At 38.6% G+C, this 20,173-nt stretch carries 18 protein-coding genes and 1 tRNA gene; 6 read left to right on the top strand and 13 right to left on the bottom strand.

Features of this window, described 5'->3' with window-relative positions; all coding sequences use genetic code 11:
- Window positions 1-103: 103 nt before the first annotated feature.
- The 3 genes from rpmF to pdxA form a co-directional block, all read right to left on the bottom strand.
- Window positions 104-304, bottom strand: a complete 201-nt coding sequence (gene rpmF / locus KIM67_RS02975) for a 50S ribosomal protein L32 (RefSeq protein WP_163417218.1) — start codon at window positions 302-304, stop codon at window positions 104-106.
- 7 nt (window positions 305-311) lie between these two features.
- Window positions 312-845, bottom strand: a complete 534-nt coding sequence (locus KIM67_RS02970; RefSeq protein WP_213829872.1) for a DUF177 domain-containing protein — start codon at window positions 843-845, stop codon at window positions 312-314.
- Window positions 846-955: 110 nt separating this feature from the next.
- Window positions 956-2,008, bottom strand: coding sequence for a 4-hydroxythreonine-4-phosphate dehydrogenase PdxA (pdxA, locus tag KIM67_RS02965; RefSeq protein ID WP_213829871.1), 1,053 nt, complete (start codon window positions 2,006-2,008; stop codon window positions 956-958).
- A 57-nt stretch (window positions 2,009-2,065) separates the two neighbouring features.
- On the opposite strand from pdxA, the gene KIM67_RS02960 reads away from it, so the two are divergent.
- Window positions 2,066-2,656, top strand: a complete 591-nt coding sequence (locus KIM67_RS02960; RefSeq protein ID WP_213829870.1) for a riboflavin synthase — start codon at window positions 2,066-2,068, stop codon at window positions 2,654-2,656.
- Here KIM67_RS02960 and KIM67_RS02955 read toward each other — a convergent pair whose 3' ends face one another.
- Window positions 2,657-4,441, bottom strand: a complete 1,785-nt coding sequence (locus KIM67_RS02955) for a sodium:solute symporter family protein (protein WP_213829869.1) — start codon at window positions 4,439-4,441, stop codon at window positions 2,657-2,659.
- Between the two features lie 72 nt (window positions 4,442-4,513).
- Here KIM67_RS02955 and KIM67_RS02950 point away from each other — a divergent pair, with 72 nt between their 5' ends.
- Window positions 4,514-5,269, top strand: coding sequence for a sulfite exporter TauE/SafE family protein (locus KIM67_RS02950; protein ID WP_371815643.1), 756 nt, complete (start codon window positions 4,514-4,516; stop codon window positions 5,267-5,269).
- 51 nt (window positions 5,270-5,320) lie between these two features.
- On the opposite strand, the gene KIM67_RS02945 is transcribed toward KIM67_RS02950, so the two are convergent.
- From KIM67_RS02945 to KIM67_RS02925, 5 genes are all read right to left on the bottom strand, one after another.
- Complete coding sequence (locus tag KIM67_RS02945) at window positions 5,321-5,737, bottom strand: response regulator (RefSeq protein ID WP_213829868.1); 417 nt, start codon at window positions 5,735-5,737, stop codon at window positions 5,321-5,323.
- A gap of 4 nt (window positions 5,738-5,741) precedes the next feature.
- Entirely contained in the window at window positions 5,742-7,571 is a 1,830-nt protein-coding gene (locus KIM67_RS02940) for a PAS domain-containing sensor histidine kinase (RefSeq protein WP_213829867.1), read from the bottom strand.
- 286 nt (window positions 7,572-7,857) lie between these two features.
- On the bottom strand, window positions 7,858-8,946 hold the full coding sequence (locus KIM67_RS02935; protein WP_213829866.1) for a serine hydrolase: 1,089 nt from the start codon (window positions 8,944-8,946) through the stop codon (window positions 7,858-7,860).
- Between the two features lie 322 nt (window positions 8,947-9,268).
- On the bottom strand, window positions 9,269-9,976 hold the full coding sequence (locus KIM67_RS02930; protein ID WP_213829865.1) for a LytTR family DNA-binding domain-containing protein: 708 nt from the start codon (window positions 9,974-9,976) through the stop codon (window positions 9,269-9,271).
- Window positions 9,973-11,022 (bottom strand): sensor histidine kinase, encoded by a 1,050-nt coding sequence (locus tag KIM67_RS02925; protein WP_213829864.1) that lies wholly within the window; start codon window positions 11,020-11,022, stop codon window positions 9,973-9,975. The genes KIM67_RS02930 and KIM67_RS02925 overlap by 4 nt, the downstream gene beginning before the upstream one ends.
- Window positions 11,023-11,249: 227 nt before the next feature.
- On the opposite strand from KIM67_RS02925, the gene KIM67_RS02920 reads away from it, so the two are divergent.
- On the top strand, window positions 11,250-11,855 hold the full coding sequence (locus tag KIM67_RS02920) for a YceI family protein (RefSeq protein WP_213829863.1): 606 nt from the start codon (window positions 11,250-11,252) through the stop codon (window positions 11,853-11,855).
- Window position 11,856: 1 nt separating this feature from the next.
- On the top strand, window positions 11,857-14,208 hold the full coding sequence (locus KIM67_RS02915; RefSeq protein WP_213829862.1) for a TonB-dependent receptor domain-containing protein: 2,352 nt from the start codon (window positions 11,857-11,859) through the stop codon (window positions 14,206-14,208).
- Window positions 14,209-14,337: 129 nt separating this feature from the next.
- On the opposite strand, the gene KIM67_RS02910 is transcribed toward KIM67_RS02915, so the two are convergent.
- Together KIM67_RS02910 and mce are read right to left on the bottom strand one after the other, a co-directional pair.
- Window positions 14,338-14,414 (bottom strand) — tRNA-Ile (locus KIM67_RS02910).
- A 92-nt stretch (window positions 14,415-14,506) separates the two neighbouring features.
- A complete protein-coding gene (gene mce, locus KIM67_RS02905) occupies window positions 14,507-14,917 on the bottom strand; it encodes a methylmalonyl-CoA epimerase (protein WP_213829861.1) in 411 nt (136 codons plus the stop codon).
- Window positions 14,918-15,023: 106 nt separating this feature from the next.
- Between mce and rbfA the strand changes: the two genes are divergently transcribed.
- Both rbfA and KIM67_RS02895 read left to right on the top strand, forming a co-directional pair.
- Window positions 15,024-15,416, top strand: coding sequence for a 30S ribosome-binding factor RbfA (rbfA, locus tag KIM67_RS02900; RefSeq protein ID WP_213829942.1), 393 nt, complete (start codon window positions 15,024-15,026; stop codon window positions 15,414-15,416).
- Window positions 15,417-15,418: 2 nt separating this feature from the next.
- Window positions 15,419-16,627: an ABC transporter permease gene (locus KIM67_RS02895; protein WP_213829860.1), complete on the top strand. Its 1,209-nt coding sequence runs from the start codon at window positions 15,419-15,421 to the stop codon at window positions 16,625-16,627.
- On the opposite strand, the gene dusB is transcribed toward KIM67_RS02895, so the two are convergent.
- Together dusB and KIM67_RS02885 are read right to left on the bottom strand one after the other, a co-directional pair.
- Entirely contained in the window at window positions 16,624-17,616 is a 993-nt protein-coding gene (gene dusB, locus KIM67_RS02890; RefSeq protein WP_213829859.1) for a tRNA dihydrouridine synthase DusB, read from the bottom strand. The genes KIM67_RS02895 and dusB overlap by 4 nt on opposite strands.
- A gap of 44 nt (window positions 17,617-17,660) precedes the next feature.
- Entirely contained in the window at window positions 17,661-20,081 is a 2,421-nt protein-coding gene (locus KIM67_RS02885; protein ID WP_213829858.1) for an outer membrane beta-barrel family protein, read from the bottom strand.
- Window positions 20,082-20,173 lie beyond the last annotated feature (92 nt).

Here is a 20,173-nt window from a genome sequence, read left to right as displayed (position 1 = left end):
ACTTTTTGACCAAAATTGGTTTGTTTTTAAAATTAACTATTGCCCATAAAAAAACTCCCGTTGTTTTAGAACGGGAGTCTACTTTTTTTTAAAGGGCCTGTGCTTATGCAGCAGTTTCTTCTTCTGTCTTATCAATTAAAACCTGACCCTTGTAGTACAATTTACCTTCGTGCCAGTGGGCTCTATGAAACAAGTGCATTTCTCCTGTTACAGAATCCTTGGCAATTGTTGGCATAGTTGCCTTGTAATGGGTTCTTCTTTTATCTCTTCTGGTTTTTGATATTTTTCTTTTAGGATGTGCCATTATAAACCTATTTGTTCGTTAGTAACTTTTTTAAATCGTCCCATCTGGGATCTGTATCTTCTGATTGTTCCTTTATTTCTTTTGGTTGTAATTCTTCAAGTTTATCCAAGATTTCCGATTGAAGCGTTCCATCTTCTACACCTGGGTGTATTCTTTTTTGTGGAACTGCCAACGCTAACATTTCATAAATGTATTGCGCAATATTAATCTGGTATTCGCCATGGGGAATGATTAGAATCTCATCATTTTCATCGTTATATTCTTCCCCGAACTTAATGACCAAATGCAATGTTGCTGTAACGGGCAGATCAAACGGTTCTCCCGTTAAATCACAATCCACATTTACAGTTCCTTTTGCCTCAATGTCCAACTCCATCATAGTCCCCATCTTGTCCAAGACAGCGATGGTCTCTATAGATGCGCCATTAAATTCCTGATAATCAAAAGATTCAAAGAACGTGTTGTCAATCGTATACTCAAACTCGTGCTTTCCTAACTTTAATCCCGAAAAAGGAATAAAAAACTCCTTTAGCTTCATCATTTTTACACTTAAGGTTTGTGTACCAGCCCGTAAAGGCGGGTGCAAAGATACTACTTATATTCAAAAACGCAATCCAATTACAATAAATATAGCAATTATGCACTCAAGTTTTAACTTGTTCGTTTAACTCTTTGCTTTTGTAATGGGTTTTTGTTCAATATTCTATATTCTTCCCTATTCTTAAATACTTGAATTGCAGTAAAAACCGCTTCCTTAAAAGAACTTTCGTCCGCTTGCCCTGTTCCAGCAATTTCGTACGCCGTGCCATGATCAGGAGATGTCCTTACTTTTTCTAGTCCCGCTGTATAATTTACACCCTTGCCAAACGAAAGTGTTTTGAACGGTATGAGTCCTTGATCGTGGTATGCCGCCAAAATTGCATCAAACTTTTTATGCCCACTGGAACCAAAAAAGCTGTCTGCTGAATAGGGCCCATAGACCAATATTCCTTTATCAAACAATTTCTGTATTGCTGGTTTCAAAATTTTATCATCCTCTTCTCCAATGGTACCGTTATCACCACTATGTGGATTTATTCCCAATAAAGCTATTTTGGGTCTTCGTATTCTAAAATCCTTTTTAAGGGACTCCTCCATGGTACGTACTTTCTCTTGTATCAATTTTGGTGTGATTGCCTGAGCCACCTCTTTAACAGCTATGTGGTCGGTAAGCAACCCCACACGCAATGTATCTGCCACCATAAACATAAGGCTCTCCCCATTTAGCTCTTGGGCAAGGTAGTCCGTATGTCCTGGAAATTTAAAATCGTCCGCTTGAATATTGTTTTTGTTTATCGGTGCAGTGACCAAAACATCTATCTTATCACTTTTTAAGGCATTTACTGCAGCCCGTAACGATTTAATGGCATACTTACCGCCTTCCTCAGTGGCTTTTCCAAATTCAACTGTAGGTGTCTCTTTCCATATGTTGACGATATTGATTTTCCCATCAATAGCATGTTGCGCATCCTTAATCCCATTAAAACTGATAGTAAGGCCCAAATCGTTTTTTTGTTTGGATATTATTTTAGTGGATGCAAAAATAATCGGGGTACAAAAATCCAACATTCTAGCGTCTAGGAATGTTTTCAACGCCACCTCACATCCAATCCCATTGAAGTCCCCAATTGAAATCCCCAGTTTTATTTTTCCTTTTTCTCTCATATATCACTATCGATATAGCTACATTTACACTACAAAACTACTCAATTAAAAAGATTCATGTTTACGGGTATTATCGAGACTTTAGGAAAGATTGAAAGACTGGAAAAGGAAGGGGACAACCTGCACATGACCATAGCTTCAGAAATTACTTCAGAATTAAAAATTGACCAAAGTGTAGCCCATAATGGTGTTTGTTTGACCGTTGTTGCCCTAGAAGGAAGTTTGTACACGGTCACCGCTATTGAAGAAACTTTGCAAAAAACGAGTCTAGGGTTCTTGGAAGTGGGGGCTATGGTAAATCTAGAAAGGGCCATGGTTCTTGGCGCACGGTTGGATGGGCACATAGTACAAGGCCACGTGGATCAAACCGCAAACTGTATTGCTATCGAAGAAAAAGATGGGAGTTGGTTTTTTAGTTTTCAATATGATGCTCAACTCAACAATGTCACAATCGAAAAAGGTTCCATTACGATAGATGGGGTGAGTCTGACCGTTGTTGATTCCAAAAAAGACACATTTAGTGTTGCCATTATTCCATATACTTACGAAAACACGCGTTTTAATACCTACAAAATCGGAACGGTCGTAAACCTTGAATTTGACGTAATCGGGAAATATGTATCGCGTTTGTTGGAGCTGCGAAATTGATTAAAAAACATCCTTCATTTTGCCCCATACCCTTCTCAAAGCGATAGCAGCTACCAAAACCAAAACGGTAAGCCCTCCCGCCAGTCCGTAGTTGCCATAAATCCAATTTCCGGTAGCAAAAAGACAACCATAGACCAAGACACAACCCAGCAGCATGGCTAAAATACCTGAAGGCACCATCCACTTTTGACCTTCATTGATTTTTGCAGATTCCCTTATTTTTTTCCATCCCGGACCACCCGGTCTCGTTTTTTCATAAAATTTTATCAGTACTTCATCATTTTCCGGCCCTGTTAAAAAAGTGGTTGCAATCCAAACTATCGTCGTTATCAGTACGACTAACGGAAATTTTGCCCAACTAGGAAAAATAGCTGCTTCGTCAATGAACAAAACAGTTTCAAATTGCCAGAATATAATTGAGATAAACCCTGAAGCAAACATGGCAACTATCTCACTCCAAGCGTTGATACGCCACCAGAACCAGCGCAAGATAAAGATAAGTCCGGTACCTGCTCCAAACATGATGATAATATCGAACAGTTCTACCGCGTTGGTCAAGGCCAAGGCGAAAACGGCACTTAAAACCATTAAAATAATTGTAGTGATACGCCCCACATTGACCAATTCTTTTTCCGAAGCATTCTTATTGATTTGTTGCTTATAAAAATCATTGACCACATAAGATGAGCCCCAATTTAAGTGCGTAGAAATAGTGGACATATATGCTGCGCCCAAAGATGCTAGTACAATCCCCAATAATCCAGAGGGGAGCTTGGTCAACATCGCGGAATATGCCAAATCATGGCCTAACTTACTTTCTTCGATGTTTGGAAAGGCTACTTGTATACTTTCTAAATCAGGGAACACTACCAACGATGCTAAAGCAACTAAAATCCAAGGCCATGGACGCAAGGCGTAATGTAAAATATTAAAGAAAAACGTGGCTCCTACTGCATGGTTTTCATCCTTGGCCGCTAACATACGCTGTGCCACATAACCCCCGCCACCTGGTTCTCCCCCCGGATACCATGCACTCCACCATTGCACGGCCAAAGGAACGACTAAAATGGTCATCAATGCTTCTGTATCTGAGAGATCTGGTAAGATGGACATCTTGCTTTGTACCAAATCGTTTTGTAAAATGTTGGAAAGCCCACCTACTTCAGGAAGATTGACCAAATAAATGGCCGCTCCTATCGCTCCTGCAATAGCTACAAAAAAGAGAATAAAATCTGTATAGACAACACCTCTAAAACCGCCAATAGCACTAAAAACTACAGTGATGCTTCCTGCGATCAATACAGTCTGTAAGGGTGAAATTCCCAGCATGACCTGACCAATTTTAATGGCCGCGAGTGTTACTCCCGCCATTGCCATAACATTGAATATCACACCTAAATACAAAGAGCGGAACCCCCTTAAGAAATGAGCTGGTCTTCCTCCATAGCGCAAATCATAGAATTCCATATCTGTGGTTACATTGGATTTCCGCCATAGTTTGGCGTACACAAACACCGTTAAAAGACCTGTTAACAAAAAGACCCACCAGCCCCAGTTTCCAGATACTCCATCGGTTCGCACAAAATCTGTAACCAAGTTGGGCGTATCCGTAGAAAACGTGGTCGCTACCATAGAAAAACCCAATAGCCACCAAGGCATATTTCGTCCAGATAAAAAATACTCCGCAGTATTCTTGCCTGATTTTTTGGAAACGTAAATACCAATAAAAAGTACTAGGGCAAAGAAGCCAAAAATAATACTATAGTCTAAGGTCTGAATATCCATTTAGTTGGTTTAGGTGATGACTAAAGTATAATTTTTTAAAATACCTTTACCTTCTATTCGGAAAACATCCATTTGATATTATCCCCTACATACGAGATTTCTTTAATGGCTTGGACTATGGCCGCCACCGCTACATTCTTAGTGGGCACGTCCAAGGCTGGTTTAAAGGGACTATCCATTTTTAATGTAACTCTTATGGCGTTGGCTTTTGGAGCAAGGGAGTCAACAGGTCTAATAATCCCTTTATTATTGGTGGGAGATATTTTTGCAGTAATCTATTATAACCGCCACACGAGATGGAATTATATCTTTAAATTCTTGCCATGGATGTTAATAGGTATTCTTATTGGTGTGTTTTTGGGGAAAGAACTGCCAGAAAAGGAGTTTAAACTTGGTATGGTCCTCGTTATTTTTTTGAGTTTAGGCATGTTGATCTGGTGGGACAAAAGAAAATCTACGGCGGTACCTACCCATTGGTCATTCTCGGGTTTAATAGGTGTTATGGCTGGTATCTGTACTATGATCGGCAATTTGGCCGGGGCATTTACAAATATCTTCTTTTTGGCCATGCGGTTACCAAAGAACGAATTTGTAGGCACCGCTGCTTGGCTATTTTTAATTACCAACTTATTTAAGCTCCCTTTCCACATTTTTGTCTGGAAGACCATTTCAATGGATACCTTATTAATCAATGTAAAATTACTTCCAGCAATTTTTGCTGGGCTCTTATTGGGGGTTTTTATTGTAAAAAGAATCAACGAACGGAACTATAAAAAATTCATCATATTGGTTACCGCTATTGGAGCTGTAGCGATATTGTTCAAGTAGTTGATATAATTTTACGTGCTTAAACTACTAGGGGCGCACTTTGGGCTTCCCTTAAACTTTGGTGCACTCCTTAATTAGGGTGTTGTGCATTTTTTTTAAATCTGCTTTGGTAAGCGGCTTGGTGATATACCCTTTTATAAACTCGTACTTTTTAGATAAATTAAGGTCTTCTGGCGCTATGGAGGAAGTTAGTATGTAAATGTGAGGCTTCCCATTAATTAGGGTTGGATTTTGTTTCAATTCTTCTAAAAATTCCCAACCGTTCATAACGGGCATATTAATATCCAATAAGATCAGTTCTGGCAATTCTTCTGGTTTATCCTTTAATTCAACTAATGCATTATAAGCTTCAAGGCCATTTTCATATTGTATAATCTCATCGGTTATTTCACTGACTTTTATAAGAATATCAGCGGCTGTTCTGAATATATAATCATCATCGATCAAAAAGACTTTTTTTGCTACCATAGTATCAATCATTATTGCTAAAACAAAGGTTAAATGTAGTTCCTTCGTTTACTTTGCTTTTTACTTCAATTATTGCTTTCATGGCATCCATTTGGTTTTTTGATATGAACAATCCTACTCCTTTTGCATCCTTATTGCCATGAAATGTTTTGTACATACCAAATAGTTTATCCTTGTGCTTGTCCAAATCAATTCCTTTCCCGTTATCCTCAAAAGAAATAACGGTCTGAGTTGAAAGTACTTTTGCTTTTATCTTGATCTTAAGTTTTTGCCCTGGTCTTCGGTATCTTATACTATTGGTCAAGAGATTTAAAAAAATGCTTGTCAAATATGGTTTGACTGCATATATCTCTAGGTTTTCAGGAAATTCTATAGTAATCTCCGGATCTACTTCTTCAATCAGCGCATTTATGCTTTCCAAAGCGTTTTGTAATGCCGGGTTCACCTTTACCCATTGTAAATCTTTACCCGCATCCGATTGTATTTTTACGATTTCATTCAGCTCTACAAGGGTTTCGTCCAATCTTTCAGAAGATATCTTGATCATCTCCAAAAATTTGTCGTGGCTTTCCGGGTCTGTTTTTTCCAATAACATTCCCGTAAGCATGGAAAGGTTGCTTGAGTTTGAACGTAAATTATGCGATACTATATGGGCGAAATTTAAGAGACTTTTGTTTTGGTTTTCTGTAATATTGAGCAATTGCCTAAGACGGTCATCCGTTTTTTTAATCCTTGTGACATCCATGTTTGCACCGACCATCCTAACTGGAGTCCCATCTTTATCCCTAAAAACCTTGCCCCGGCCATGGATATGCCTTATAGTACCTTGTTGAGTCTTGATCCGAAATTGTGTATTAAACTCTTTTCCTTCTTTTACGGAAATCTCTACTTCTTGGAGCGCACGTTCTTTATCTTCCGGATGAACCGTATTTTCCCATGCAGAAAATTCCGAACTAAAGTCTTCCTTCGAAATACCGTACAATTTGTACATATTGTCATCCCACAATAATCTATCTTCCAACAAATTATAATCCCAGATGCCAATATTGGAACTCGCTACGGCCACGCGCATTCGGTCTGCCAACTCTTGGTACTTAATACTTTCTCTTTTTGCTTTATCGATATCTTGAAAAACCCCAAACATTCTGCAGGCTTTTCCATTGACCATTTCTGTTTTTCCTATCGCTCTCACCCATTTTTCATTCCCTTTTGCCGTAACCAGAATAAGTTCTTCATCATAGGGGGTTCCATTTTCTATCGATTCGGAAACAACCTTGACTATTCTATCTCTATGCTTTCCTTCTTTATAAAAACTAATCCCCGTTTCAAGATTGGGAACATAATTCTTGGATTCTTCATGAATTTCCCGGGTCATTTCTGACCAAAAAACTTTGTGGTTGATCAAATCAACTTCCCAGCTCCCTATTCTTGCGGTCTTTTCAGCTTGAAGGGAAATATCCAGCGCTATTTTTTCTTTTGTGATATCATCAAAATAAAGGTAATAGCACAAACGGTACTCGTCTGGGTGCAATGACAGTTTATACCATTTTAACTCTCCCTTTTTGGAAATAACCTCAACATTTTCTGTTAAGGAAGTTCTATTGAATTCTTTTGAACTTCTAATCTTTAAAAATGACTTGGGCAATTTCCCTATTATTTCCTGAAGTGAAATAGGCTGATGGTTTACTCTATCAAAATCAAATAAAGTGCGTAAAACCGAAGAGCATTCTTTTACCTCTAAATTTTGATCAAGGGAAATTATGGGAAATGGCAGTTGTGTTATGCTTAACTTCTGTCCATCAGGTTTTATTGTTTTATCACGGTTACGCTGCATAAAACAATAACGTGGGAATTTTCCTTATAGTGTATTTTCTCTGGTAAGAAGTAGATTGACCCCAGATTATATTGTTCCCGAGCAAATGTCACTAAAGAGCTCCATCTAGGTAACCAAGCCAAAATCCTACCATGGCAGCGAAAACAATAATTGTATAAGCCGTGTCTTTGCTGATAGTTATCTTCATTTTGGCATATTTAAATGTTTTTAAATTTTTCGGGGTCGCTCGTAATAAAGTTCCAATGATTGTTAAACATCAGTATGACTAAAGTTACTCATTTCTTTCTCACAGTGCATCAAGAATCGTAGGAATAATCTCTTGAAAGAAAACAGTGTTGTAATACTTTCCACTACAATTTGTAACTACACTAACAGAAACCCCATCTTTTGGATCATGAAACATAAAAGATTGGTATTTTAACGTGCCACCCGCATGTCCCAGATATTCCTTCCCGTTGTAGTTCAATTTCATTATACCATTACCATACTCAGAAATGTTGCCTTCTCCAATAGGAATGGTCATGCTATCCGTTGAAATCCAACTGGCCATAAGCGCAACTGACTTTTCATTGAGAAGTGATTTTTCTTTGAAGAATTTTTGTAGAAACTGATTAAGCGCTTCAGGTTCGCTAAATGCCCCGCCATCATAACCATAGTTCTCTTTCCAGCCTGAAACATCTGCACTGCCCTTATCATTCTCTGCGTAAAAAGCTTGTAAATCTGACTTTGCATCATCTAGTCGGATACCTTCTAAGCCATTGCTTTCGAAAAAGTCGTTAAAAGCGGCATCATAGGATTTGGACAATACAGTTTCAACTACCTTCTGAAGCAATAAATAATTGGTATTGCTATAGGAATACATACCATGATTTTTCAATTCATTATCTATGTATCCAAACTTTGTCTTAAAGTCTTTTGGGCCATTTCCGTCAACAACAGTTTCTCTCCATTCCGGACTCATAGTATAATCTGAAAGACCACTGGTATGATTCAGTAAATTTTTAATTTTTATGGTGTCTCCTTTCTCAACAACTGCTAAATCCTCTACAGAATCCTGGACTGTATCCTCCAAATTAAGTTTTCCTTGCTCTATAAGTTTGAATACGAACGTCGCGGAAAGAAACTTTGTAGTGCTCCCTATTCCATATATTTTTTGTTCTTTGACATCAGGATGGGTATAGTTTACATTTAAAGCATCATCACTTGTTTTTACCTGCAAAGCAATAGAGGGTACATTACGCTGCTTGGCTATTTTTAAAACCTTTTTTTCTAAACTATTTAGGCGAACATCCATACTTGATGTGTCTTTATCGCAGGATGTAACAGAAAATAAATGTAGAACCAAAAAAAGTATTGGCATAAGTAATTGTTTCATCAATAAGCCTTTGTTATAGTTAAAACGACAGAAGCTTAGTGTTTTTTGAAAGATACAAACTTCTTGAAATCAGTAAAATAATCCTTGCAACAACAATAGTACCTTTCTCTATATTCCCATTTGTCAAAAAGTCTTTTTTTTGACAAACGCGAAGCATAAAAGTTAACCTTTTCATAGTATTCAAGTTTAGGATAATCCTAAAGTCATGACTTACCTTTAAGGTTACCGGCCAAACTGAAACATAACAGACAAAATCCTAAAACCCTTGGGATAACAATATCATACTTGGTTAAGAATCTATGGAAAAAAGGACAATATAAGCCTACTTGGTACCTAAAAATGGAAGTAAATTATCTTTGTAATTGTTACCGATGGGAATCTCTTCTCGACCGACCTCGACATCATTCTTGGTGTACGCTGTAATCTTTTCGCTATTGACTATATAGGAACGGTGCAAACGAATAAACCGATCATCCAATCGCTTTTCAAAATTTGAAATACTTTCTTTTATAGTGAGCGTATCTTCCTTCAAGTGAATTTTGATATAATCTTTAAAGCTTTCTACATACAAAACACTATCAAAAACCACTTTGATTTGTTTCTTGGCCTTGTTCACAAACAGGTATCCATTAATGTCGGAACTATTTGATACGACTTCATTTGTTTTGGTGGTATATTGGAGCTGTAGAAACTTCTGGACAGCAGAAAAAAAACGTTCAAAAAAAATAGGTTTCAATAAGTAGTCCAACGCATTCAGTTCAAACCCGTCCACTGCGTAATCTCGGTAAGCAGTTGTGAAAATGACATGGGGTTTATAGGCTAAATTTTTAAAGAAATCCGTGCCTTTTAATAAAGGCATTTCAATATCTAAAAACAACAGATCCACTTTATGGTTGCTTAAAATCGCACTAGCATCAATGGCGCTTGCGCAAGAAGCCACCAACTCAAAATCGGGCATCTTTTCAAGATAACCTTCAAGTAACTCCCTTGCCAAAGGTTCATCATCAATTATAACACATTGGTAACTCATACCACTGCTAGCTTTAGGTTGGCCGAAAATGAATTTTTACTATTTTCAATAATAAGGTCGTATGCTTTTGGATACAATAGTTCCAATTGCTTTTTAATATTCTTTAGCCCTATAGATTCCTTTTGGACCAAAGGTTTAGCATTGATCGGTTTTGTGTTCTCAACGGTAAAAAGCAGTTGTTCATCCTTTTTCGCAATGTTGATATCGATACGTGCCTGTTTCATCTCGTTGGTCACTCCATGCTTAAACGCGTTTTCAACAAAAGTGAGCAACAATAGCGGAGCTACTTTTTCTTTGCCTGTTACATTTTTACTGAACGAGATATTGACCCTGTCCGCATAACGTATTTTTTCCAATGAAAGATAGTTTTCTATGAGTTCGATTTCTTTGTTCAGAAGAACATAAGGTTCATTGCAACGGTAAAGGATATAATCCAAAATTTCTGAGAGTTTCTGAATCACCTTTGGCGCATCGTCCGACTTTTTTAAGGTAAGGGCGTACAGGTTGTTCAAGGTATTGAACAAAAAATGCGGATTTAATTGGTTTTTTAACGCTACAAGCTCTGCTGTTTTCTTTTGCTCGTTCAACTTTAGCAGACGTTGTTTTTCTACATATAATTTTAAGACAGATAGCAAAATCGTTGGGTATAGCAAATACAAACTTTTAAAAACAAACTCGTTTACATTGGTCAGTCTACCCAAGAATGACGCATCGCTAAAGCGTTTTACATAATTTGCATAGGTTACAGGATAGGTCGGTTCAAAATAGTTCATATAGATTAAAGTACACACAACATAAAACCCCAATAACGTAATTGTAATAGCACCGATAAAAGCCATCTGCTTACCCTTGTTCAAAAGGTAGGGCACCAATAGTTCAAGTATGATAAACGCCATCGCTATTTGCAAAGTCGCACGAATACTATAAGTAATGACAAGTTCCCTGGTAGTTGCGTAGTACCAGCTGGAGGTAGAAGCAGAAAATGCAAAAATTAGAATGCCAAATACAACATACTTTAATTTTGATGTCTCTAAAAAATGCTGCATTTTTTGCCACATAATCACTGCTTTACCATAAAAGTACAAATCTAAAGGGGTGTTTCTTACAATATCAGACCAATAGTACGTTACAGCTGACAAAAGTCCGATTTCCGAAGACTAAGCCTTCCATCCTTATTTTCAGCATTTCTATCATCGGTCAATGCCTTTCCGGCCACCCTATTCATAAGGCGTTCCATCTGCCTCTACCTTGCATGGAAACAAAATATAATCTCATGAAAAACAGTATCTTAAAACCCAACAACAATCTAATTCTTTGTCTTCTTTTCTGTATCGTTGCATCGACCGTAAGTGCCCAAGAATCCACTTGGAAAATAGACCCAAATCATTCAACGATCAATTTTGAAATCTCCTACTTTAAGGTAGGAACCATTAAGGGCGCTTTTGATACCTATTCAGGGTCATTCACTCAAAAAGACAATGCCTTTTCGGGTGTCGCTATTTCCATACAAACCGCTTCGATAAATACGAATCAAGAAGACCGCGATAAGCATTTAAGAACTGGTGATTTTTTTAGTGCGGAGGAACATCCAGAAATAACCTTCACCAGTACTGAAATTAGGAAGACTGGAACGGATACCTATGAGTTAAAAGGTAATTTTACCATGAGCGGTATTACCAAACCTATTGTTTTAAAGGCTACGGAGAAAGGAAGTTATGTTCATCCTCGTTTTAAGACCGATAATGTGTTCATGACCATTACTGGGAAAATTCCACGAGAAGAATTCAATGTAGGCACGAACTATCCTCCTGCAAAATTCGCTCTTGGAAAAGAAGTATCTCTAGTAGCGGAAATACAACTGACCAAAGAGGAATCATAAAATGAAGCAACTATTCCTTTTTATTGTTCTTTTGATTTCCGTTTCGTCTTTTGGTCAGGGTATTATCTCTGGAACCGTTTTGGATAAGACCTCCCAGGAAGTCATCCCTTATGCCAACGTGGTCATAAAATCTGGAGATGCCATTACAACTGGTGGTATCACCAGCGATAACGGCACTTTCGATGTGAGCGATATCGTATTTGGCACCTATACTGTTGAAGTACAGTTTATCGGATATAAAACTCTAACAGTTCCAGTGACTATAAACAAGACCAACAAGAAACTAAGTTTGGGAAGTCTATATATTGAAGAGGATGCCGTAGCGCTGGAATCTGTTGAAATCATTGCGGAACGTTCGACCATTGAGCAAAAAATTGACAGAAAGGTCATAAATGTGGGCAAAGACCTTACTACGGCAGGTGCTTCAGCAAGTGACATTATGGGAAACATTCCATCGGTCAGCATTGACCAAGATGGTCAAATCTCGTTTCGGGGCAATGAAAATGTTCGTATTCTGGTGGATGGCAAACCCACGAACATTAGTTCTAGTGAACTTTTACAGCAGATTCCTTCCACCTCCATCAAAACCATTGAACTGATAACGAACCCTTCGGCAAAATACAATCCCGAAGGCATGAGCGGCATCATCAATATTACGCTAAAAAAGAATGCTTCCTTAGGCTTTAACGGATCCATAAACACAGGTATTACCTTTGGTAGAAGAACACGCTACAACAATGCGTTAAACCTGAATTATAGAGCAGGAAAAATCAATTTTTATGGAAGCTATGGCAATCGCTTGGGCAAAGACATTACCGATGGTGAAATCATTCGGTTTCTAGAAGGTACGGGTCAGTTTATTGAAAGTATTGGGGACCGCACATCGCACCTCTTCAAATTTGGTATGGATTACTTTATCAATGATAAAAACACCTTCTCGGTATATACAAATCAAAACCAATTTGACGTGGTCTTGGATGCAACTAGGAACATTCTCTTTTTTAATGACCCGAGTGCAGATTTCAATCAATTTGATTTAACGAACAGGGACAACACCAATGCCACTTACAATGCCGATTTTAAGCATGAATTTACCAAAGAGGGCCACTCGTTGGAATTGGAAATGGACTACAATACTTTGCAAAGCGATACAAACAATGGCTTTGATTTTAATAGAGCCACCCCTATAGCCGACTATGATGAGTTTATTGACGATATCCGCACCAATACTACAATAAATCTAGATTATGTAAATCCCATCTCGGAAAATTCAACCTTGGAAATTGGGCTGGAAACACGTCTTCGCCGTACCGAAAACACCTATATCACCGATAGAATAGATTTTTCCGATTCCGATTTTAGGTACGATAGGGACATCCACTCGTTTTACACCACGTTTAGCCAGCGGTTGAACAAATGGCAGTACAATATCGGTCTGCGAATTGAAGATTATAACGTAGACACTGAATTTAATGAAGTTGGGCAACCTCAATTTACGTTTACGGATAAATTGTTCAATGTTTACCCCTCCGGATTTTTAAAGTACTCGCCTGATGAGGCTCAGAAAAACTCGTATCAGCTTAGTTTTAGTCGAAGAATTGACCGTCCTTCATTGAACCAGATCAACCCCATTCGGCAGTTGAGCACTCCACAGATTATTATTACGGGCAACCCCAGTTTGGTACCACAGTTTACCAGTTCAGTGGAACTCAACTACAGTAGAAAACTGAACAAGGGCAGTTTTACCATTGGTGGATTTTACAGAAGAATCAATGATGAAATCAATAGAAGAGGATTTTTTGATGAAGACAATCCTACAGTCCTAATCATTGACTACGATAACTTTGATAGTAACAATGCGTACGGATTTGAGTTTTCATCAAATTACCGCCCCACAAGTTGGTGGAGCCTTAACGGTAGTTTTGATGTATACTCAAGAACCCAAAAAGGGGTCATTGAGGGGGAAAGTGTACAGGTCAACAACACCCTAATGAACGTAAAACTTAACAACACCTTTAAGGCTACCAAGTCCCTTACCTTCCAATGGTTTACGTTTTACAGTGGGCCACAAGAAATTCTTCAGTATGAATTAAAAGAAAACTTCTTCATGAACCTTGGCGCACGTTACGGTTTCGCCCAAGGCAAAGGAACCTTTAGTTTAAACTTCACTGATATTTTCAGGTCGCAGCGTTTTGCTTTTGAAACCTTTAGAACCGTTTTTCAGGAAGGTGAGTTTCTGCGTGATTCCCGTGCACTCTACGCTGGACTTGCCTACCGTTTTGGAAGCGGAAAGAACAAAAGCGTGAAACGGAAAAAGCGCGATAAAAATGAAAAGGCGGATAAGCTTTTATAGAACTGCTTATTTGAATTAGCTGTTTATCGGACTTACTATTATCTATTTCATTAATAGTTTGAGAAGAAGGGTCGATACCTTTTTTTACAATAAAGCTCCGAGGTCAAAAACCACGGAGCTTTATTTTGTTGGTGGTCCCACATGGGCTCGAACCATGGACCCCCTGATTATGAGTCAGGTGCTCTAACCAGCTGAGCTATAGGACCTGTAATTTGCGGATGCAATATTACTACTTATTTTTCGGTGATGCAAGCAATATACGTCTCTTCAAAAGTTATATTTACTCCCTTGCCAGCAACTAGTGTTCAGGCGGGGCTTCTTGGCATAGCTCTATCAAAACCCCATTGGTTCCTTTTGGATGCAAAAATGCCACCAATTTATTATCAGCACCTTTTTTTGGAGTCTCGTTCAACACCTTAAAGCCTTCTTTCTGTAATCTAGTAATTTCCGCTTCAATGTCATCAACGGCAAAGGCAATATGATGAATTCCCTCTCCTTTTTTCTCTATGAACTTAGCGATAGGACTATCAGGGTTTGTTGCTTCGAGCAATTCTATTTTATTGGGTCCCGATTTAAAAAAAGAAGTCCGTACGCCTTCCGAAGCTACTTCTTCCATTTTATACTGTGGTTCTCCAAAAAGCTTCTCAAACAAAGCATTGGATTCTCTTATGTTCTTAACAGCTATGCCTATGTGCTCTATTTTTTCCATTTTTTATGTGGTTTTATTGGAACAAATCCAACATATTCTTCAAAATTACATACTGTTGCCGTAACATATCATGAGGTTCGTCATTAAATCCCGTATTTTTGCACCAATGGAAACACAAAGGCAACGAAAAATTGCGGGAATCATTCAAAAGGACATCGCCGATATCTTACAGCGCGCTGCAATAGACGGTGGCTTAACAGGAACTTTAATTTCTGTTTCAAAAGTCTATGTCACCACAGATTTGTCCATAGCCAAGGTTTATGTGAGTATTTTTCCAAATAAAAATGCAGGAACGTTGTTGGATGGCATGAAATCCAACCAAAGCCTCATAAAGCATGAGCTGGCGCAGCGTACAAGGAATCAATTACGCCGTGTACCAGAACTTAATTTTTACTTGGACGATTCTTTGGAATACATTGACAAAATTGAAAAATCACTCAAAGGAGAGGAAAACCCTATCGAAAATAGGGACTTATTGGACAAACGCAAGAAATCCTAATTTTGAATTTTTCCTTTTATATCGCTAAACGCTATTTACGGTCTAAAAGCAGTCAAAATGCTGTCAACATCATCAATTTTATCACTTTTTTGGTCATTGTTATTGGTGCTGCAGCATTATTCATTGTGCTTTCTGCTTTTGCCGGACTAAAAACCTTTAGTCTTTCTTTTACCAATACTTTTGATCCCGACTTAAAGGCATCTCCAGTATCTGGCAAGCATTTTTCCATTTTGCCAGATGAAGAACATCAATTGCGGACCATTTCTGGTGTAGCCAACTTTTCTAAGGAACTGGAAGAACGGGCGTATCTAACTTTTAGGGAACGTAGTTGCATTGCCTATATAAAAGGAATCGATAGCCATTACCGTTCTGTTACCGGAGTTGACAGCACCTTATATTTTGGAAATTGGGGTATAACGGAGTACAATGGCGTAATGGGTATCGGTATTTATAACTTACTCGGAGTACCCATTGACAATTATCAAACCCCAATGACCGTTCTGGTTCCAAAACCAGGAAAAGGTTCAATTTCGCAATCAGGTTTTAGTCCAAAACCATACAATGAATTGCCCCTAGTTGTAAGCGGGGTTTATGCGGTGGAAGAAAATCTGGATAAAAAATATGTGTTTGCCCAACTTCCGTTAGTACAATCATTGTTACAAAAGGATAGCACCCAGATTTCCGGAATTAATTTTAAGTTGGATGGCCAAGTACCTGTTAGAGATGTAAAAGCGGCCATTAAAAAAGTTTTGGGAACTAAGGTATTGGTACTTGACCGACAAGAACAAAATGGTACGCTGCACAGAATGCTCAATACCGAGAATTTGGCTACCTATCTTATTTTTACCTTGGTGTTGATTATTGCACTGTTCAATGTTGTTGGTGCAATCATTATGATGATTTTGGATAAACAACAAAATTCAAAAACGTTGTTTAGCCTTGGTGCTACAATTAAAGAGTTGCGAACCATTTACTTTACACAAGGCCTTTTGGTCACTTCTGTTGGGGGTCTTATCGGAGTGTTTATTGGTTCCCTGCTCATTGGTAGCCAACTTGCATTCAGTTGGTTAAAGATTACGCCTTCTCTGGCCTATCCGGTTGAGTACAATTTCATGAACGTGCTCATTGTATTGGGCACCATCGTAGTTCTGGGCTTTATCTCATCAAAAATTGCAAGTAGTCGCGTCACCAAAAGACTGATAACCGCCTAGGCAAACTGAAAATCACCAAACTTTTCAAGGACTTCATCAAAAGCTGCAAAAACATCTGCAGATTCGTCGCTGGTGACCATCTTCATACGATATTCCTTAAAGTGAGGTATTCCTTTAAAGTAATTGGTGTAGTGCCTTCTGGTCTCAAAAACACCAAGTTTTTCCCCTTTCCAATCAATGGACATTTTTAGATGTCTTCGGGCAGCATCCACACGTTCTTCCATGGTAGGCGGTTCTTTGTGCGTTCCTGTTTCAAAGAAATGTTTTACTTGATTAAAGAACCATGGATTACCGATACTTGCACGCCCGATCATAGCGCCATCCAAGCCAAACTCATCTCTCATCGTAACAGCGGCCTCTGGGGTGTCAACATCCCCGTTGCCAAAAACAGGAATATGCATTCTAGGATTGTTCTTGACCTGTGCAATAGGTTTCCAATCTGCATTTCCCTTATACATTTGAACCCGGGTACGACCATGAATGGAAATAGCTTCAATGCCCACATCTTGTAGTCGTTCCGCTACCTCAACAATTTTGATGGAATCTGTATCCCAGCCCAATCTGGTTTTAACGGTCACCGGCAATTTAGTTCTTTTGACCATTTCCGCGGTCAATTTGACCATGAGCGGGATATCTCGCAAAATACCTGCTCCCGCATTTTTACAAACCACCTTTTTCACGGGGCAACCAAAGTTGATATCGATAATATCTGGGTTGGATTTTTCTACGATATCCACAGCTTGGAGCATAGAATCCAATTCCGCACCAAATATTTGAATCCCAACGGGGCGTTCTTTTTCATAGATATCCAGTTTGATGGTGCTTTTGGCCGCATCACGGATGAGCCCTTCTGAAGAGATAAATTCTGTGTAGACCACGTCAGCTCCCTGTTCTTTGCATAAAGCCCTAAAAGGAGGATCACTTACGTCCTCCATTGGCGCAAGAAGTAACGGAAAATCAGGAAGTTCTATGTCTCTTATTTTTGGCAAAACCTTTTTTTGAACTGCAAAAATACAAAATGCCAGAAATTCTATTATTCTTCAGATTGAAGTCGATCCCGTTCCTTTTTCTCGATTTCCTTTTTATTATCCTGTAATTTGAAATTGCCAAAGTTATAGGTGAACCCAACCCTTATAAATTGAGCCTCAGGACGCCTTCTGTAAAAATTATCCTGATTAAGGTAACGCGAAGTATAGGTTGGAATGTATTGCTCCAATAAATCCTCAGCAGCTATAGAAATTACGGCCCTATTATCAAAAAGGGATTTTCGCAACCCTAAAGTCAAATTCAATTGACTGTCGGAAATATAAGATCCAAATAGAAACTGAGACAAATAGGTCATGGTCAATTCTCCTGTTAAAGTACCATCTTTAGAAAGCGTTAGATAGTTTGCCAGATAGCCATAAACCCCATCCACCTCGGCGGTAAACCTTTGATCACCGCTTTCTTCGGCCAAAAAAGTTTCTTCTTCATGAAAAATAGAGGTATAGGCATACATAAACCAAAAGGGTAAAATACTCTTGCTTATGGTAAAGTCCAGTCCATACGATTTACTTGCCAATACGTTTTGCTTTAGCTCCACCAAGGTTTGTGCATCGTTATCCTGAAACACCAAATAGGCTATATTGCTTCCGTTGTCCCTGTAATAGACATCGAAGAAAAATTCACTGTTCAATGTATAGTTGATGTTGAAGTTGTTGGAGAAGTTCGGTCGTAAAAAGGGGTTTCCCTCTTCAAAATCATTCTCATTGAAAAAATAGCGAAACGGGTTTAAATCATTGTACTTGGGCCTCGCAATCTTTCTTCCATAGTCAAAGGAAAAGCTATGCTTGTCCGAAGGAGAATACAGTACATAAAGCGACGGGAAGGGTTCAAAGAAATTCTGTGAATTTGTTTCGCCCAGTGTTAAAGAAGTTCCCTTAGCATTCGTGAGTTCCCCTCGCACCCCTAATTTCATGGACCATTTTTCCCAATTTCTAACCAGACTAAAATAAGCTGCATATACATTTTCGTCATAATCATAGTCATCGGATAGAGAGGCATCGACTTCATTGTCGACTCCAGAAAAATTGAAAAAATCAACCATACTCTCCGAAGCAATGGAAGAGATCCTAAGCCCACTTTCAATCGAAGCATTTGCTATTGGTGTTGAGTAATCTGCCTGCCCTGTAAAAATATGGATGTCTTGTTGGGCATCTGTATCAAAGGCGAAAGCCCTTAAAAAATTACCGTTGGCATTAAAGTAATCTGAGTTTAGATTTTGTAGTGATTGTCCATTGTAATAGGTGTAATGTCCGTTCACAGATAATTGTGCTCCAGGCTTTTTTAATTTACGGACATAGGTCAGGTCAAAGGCCAAGTTGGTATCATCGAGCCCCGTATTGTTCTGCGTTGTAAAGGTAGAATCCAACTGGCTTTGTCCATCCCTGATTTCTGTACGCAATCGGGAGGTTTGTTCTTGATTTAGATTGAATGCTAAATTCGAAGTCAAGTTCAAACTGTTATTTTCGTCAAAATCATAATCCAAGATTATCGTTCCATTTTGTGCTTGGGATTTATTGATTTGTTCATAGTTAGTGTCCCAGTTGGCAAAAACTTCGTCTGTATCATCTATAAAATTGATGCCTTTGTTGGTCTTTCTAAGTTCTTTTTTAGGACTGATGCTATAATTCGCAAAGAGATTTAGCTTTTCTGTTTTATAATAATGACTCGTACCAAAACTGTATTTAGGAAAAACAGCCTGCGTGAGGCTTGCATTAACACTGCCTTTATAGCCCGGCACAATATTTTTACTGGTCGTTATGTTTAAAATAGAACCTCCTTCCGCTTCATACCTGGCTGGTGGGTTGTAGATTACTTCCACAGATTTGATATTGGCTCCTGAAAATCCTTCCAACAAGTCTTTCACTTCCTGGCCGGACAATTGTACTTTCCTATCGTTGATATATACCGTTGCACTTTGCCCTCGTATTTGAAGTTCTTCCTGATTCACGATAACCCCTGGCGTGCTTTTGATGATATCCCATGAGCTTCCTTCTGAAATTACCGTGTTCTCAACGGAAAAAACCAATCTATCGGGTAATCTTTTAAGGGTCGGTTTCTTTGCAGTTACCACCACCTCGTCCAACGCGGTCGTCTCCAAAGAAATTATCAATGCGCCCAGCGTTATGTCCCCGGTCACATCTAGCGCAAGTGGTTTAGAGCCTTTTCCTACGTAGCTCGCCTGTAATAAATATAGATTTGGTTCCACTTCAGAAAGTACAAACAAACCATCATCATCTGCAGAAGTTCCTTTAACAAATGTAGAGTCAGCTGCTTTTAAAAGTAGGATGTTTGCAAAAGAAATGGTTTGATTTTGCTCATCAACAACTTTTCCCTTAATCTCAAAGCTTTGCCCAATACTACTTTTGCAAACGAAAAACGCCAATAAGAAGGTGTAGGAAAAAAACTTCATTTAGAGTTGGGGTTAGTCTCCAAATCTAAGAAAATAATTTTAGAGCTATTGTACCATCTGAACTCTCATATTTATAAAAACACATGCTGTAG

This window comes from Flagellimonas sp. 389 (genome assembly GCF_018449435.1).
Taxonomy (GTDB): domain Bacteria; phylum Bacteroidota; class Bacteroidia; order Flavobacteriales; family Flavobacteriaceae; genus Flagellimonas.
The sequence above is the reverse complement of the archived record's forward strand: the minus strand, read 5'-3'. Positions and strand labels throughout refer to the sequence as shown.